At 69.0% G+C, this 2,720-nt stretch carries 3 protein-coding genes and 1 pseudogene; 3 read left to right on the forward strand and 1 reads right to left on the reverse strand.

Annotated elements, in window-relative coordinates:
- From B551_RS16220 to B551_RS16230, 3 genes are all read left to right on the forward strand, one after another.
- On the forward strand, positions 1-474 hold a 474-nt coding region (locus tag B551_RS16220; RefSeq protein WP_043440277.1), incomplete at its 5' end, for a type VI secretion IcmF C-terminal domain-containing protein.
- Positions 471-1,484, forward strand: a complete 1,014-nt coding sequence (tagF, locus tag B551_RS16225; protein ID WP_006580134.1) for a type VI secretion system-associated protein TagF — start codon at positions 471-473, stop codon at positions 1,482-1,484. The genes B551_RS16220 and tagF, both read left to right, overlap by 4 nt.
- Positions 1,481-2,287, forward strand: a complete 807-nt coding sequence (locus tag B551_RS16230; protein WP_023264548.1) for an OmpA family protein — start codon at positions 1,481-1,483, stop codon at positions 2,285-2,287. The genes tagF and B551_RS16230 overlap by 4 nt, the downstream gene beginning before the upstream one ends.
- 137 nt (positions 2,288-2,424) lie before the next feature.
- On the opposite strand, the pseudogene B551_RS16235 reads toward B551_RS16230, so the two are convergent.
- A pseudogene (locus tag B551_RS16235) lies at positions 2,425-2,720 on the reverse strand (type VI secretion system protein TssA); the annotation flags it as partial.

The raw sequence follows: 2,720 nt of genomic DNA on the forward strand, positions 1-2,720 counted from the left end.
ATCGAGATCGATGGACAACAGCTGCGCTATCGCAATACGCCGCCGCAGTGGACCAACTTCGTCTGGCCCAATCCGCAGGGCACGCCGGGCGCGCGCATCACCGCGACGACCTTCGACGGCCGTACCGTCGAGGTGCTCAGCGAACCGGGCCGCTTCGGCCTGGAACGGCTGATCGCCACGGCCTCGCGCAAGCGTCGTCCGGATGGCGCCTTCGAGCTGTCGTGGACCCAGGGCGGCACTACCGTCGCGGTGGCGCTGCGCATCGTCAGCAGCCCGCAGACCACCACGGCCGCCGCGGACTCGCCGCAGGGACAAGGTCTGCGCGGCCTGAAGCTGCCGCCGGCGATTGCGGACGCCTCGGCGCCGGTCAGCACGACCGAGGCGGCACAGCCCGCCGCGTCGGCACCGGTTGCGCAATCCGGCGCGCCCGTCGCGCAATCCGGCGCCACCGTGCGTGCAGGAGGTGCGCAATGAGCCAGGCAGCGCAATTGCAGCTCGCGTACTTCGGCAAGCTTCCGTCGCGCGGGGATTTCGTCAAGAGCCCGAACCAGACCCAGCTGCTCGATACGCTCGATCGCTGGCTGTCGCAGGCGATGGAAATGCTGGCCGAGGATCCGGGCTGGAAGACCGTCTATGACGCGTGGCAGCCGGTCCAGTTCGCCTTCCTCGGTTCGCAGAGCCGGCTGGCGATCGCCGGCACGGTGATGGCCAGCAACGACCAGTCGTCGCGCCGCTTCCCCTTCCTCGCCGCCGCCGCGCTGGAGATCGACCAGCCGCTGCCGTTCATCGCGCGCAGCCCGCTGGCGCTGACCCGGCTGTGGACACGCGCCAGCCATCAGATGCAGGAACTGGTTTCCGCCCCCGATCCGGCCGAAGGGCTGCGCAATCTGGCGCAGACCCAGTTCGCGGTCGAGATCGGCGCGGGCGCGCAGGCCTACGATGCCAGCTTCAAGGACTTCATCGAATTCCAGACGGTGGCCGGCCTGGAGCAGATGCTGCGCGCCGACGGGCAGACGCTGTGCCTGCGCCGCACGCTGGTCGCGCTCGGCATCCTGCTCGAACCGGTGATGAGCGCCGGCACCTCGCGGCTGGACAAAGGCTTGACGTTGCCGTTGCCGTCCGACCCGGTCTATCGCAGCCTGGTGGCCAGTTTCTGGCTCGATCTGGTGTCGGGCTTCCTGAAGCGCGGGGACTTCGAGCTGTCGCTGTTCCTGGGCCGCGTGGGTAACGAGGGTGCAAGACAAGGCGGCCGCAGCGAACGCCTGGTGATCGGCTTCAACGGCGCCTCGTCGCGCACGCTGCACGGCATCATGTCGCCGCTGGCGTACGGCGAAGTCAATATCGACATCGACGACCCGCAGTGGGTGGACCAGCATGCCGGCTCGCGCTATGGCGTCGCCAAGCTGGCCAGCTATCTCGAGCAGCCGCAGCTGTCGCTGCGCGCGGCGCTCGACACCTTCCGCGAAGTCTTCATCGGAGAATGATCATGCGTTCGGTTTTCCCGGCCTGCCGCGCTGTTGCGCTGGCGACGGCCCTGACCTGGCTGCTGGCGGCGCCCGCCTCCGCCCAGACGCCTGCCGGCGCGGAGGCGGCGGCGGGCCGCGTGGTAGCCGGCGGCGCGGTGCCGGACGAGGCCACCAAGGCCGAGGTGCTCGCACGGCTGCGCGAGCTGTATGGCGCGGCCAATGTGGTCGACCAGATCGAGGTGGGCGGCGTGGTGTCGCCGCCGAACTGGACCGCGAACGTGCAGAAGGTGCTGTCGCCGCAGATCAAGCAGGTCAAGCGGGGTCAGCTGAGCATCGACGGCACGCAGATCGCGCTCTATGGCGACGTCGCCGACGAGGGGCAACGGCAACAGCTTGCCACGATGATGTCCAGCGGACTCGGGCAGAACTACACGATCAAGAATGGTCTGCGCGTGCCGGCCTCGGGCCAGGATCTGCTGGACCGTACGCTGGCGAACCGGATCATCGAATTCGAGACCGGCAGCGCCACGCTGACGCCGAAGGGCCGCGTGATTCTCGACGAGATGGCGGCGGTGCTGCCAAAGCTGTCGGGACGCAAGATCGAGATCGTCGGCCACACCGACAATTCGGGCAGCCGCGCGCTCAATCTGGCGCTGTCGCAATCGCGCGCGGAAACGGTCAAGAGCTATCTGGCCGGCAAGGGCATCGAGCCGTCGGTGCTGTCGGCGGTCGGCGTCGGCCCGGATCAGCCGATCGCGCCGAACGACAAGGAAGAGAACCGGGCGCGCAATCGGCGCATCGAGTTCAGGGCGAGCCAGTAAGGCGTTGATCGACGATTTGCTTGTCGTCCCCGCGCAGGCGGGGACCCAGTGGCTTGATCCATTGCTGGCAGCCGTGCAGGTCGCTGGGTCCCCGCCTGCGCGGGGACGACAGGTTGTTGGCTGCGCGGCGGGCTGACTCAGCTGCTGGAATCGCTCTCCGCGTCCGGCATCACGCCCAGCAACTCCTCGATCTGCGACAACGTCGCATCGTCCTTCACGACGGTGCGCAGCCACGCGTGCAGCGGCATCTCGCCCCACTTGGCGGCGCGCGCGGCGAGATAGGCGACCGGGCTGTGCGGCTCGGTACGGCGGAAGAAATCGGCGACTTCGCGTAGTTGCGCCAGCGCCTGCTGACGCGTGCGGATCGGGCCGCTGGCCGCGGCGGCGCCCTGCCCGACCGCTGCCGGTGCTTCGACACGGCCGACGGCCGTCG

Source organism: Cupriavidus sp. HPC(L) (assembly GCF_000307735.3).
GTDB lineage: Bacteria > Pseudomonadota > Gammaproteobacteria > Burkholderiales > Burkholderiaceae > Cupriavidus.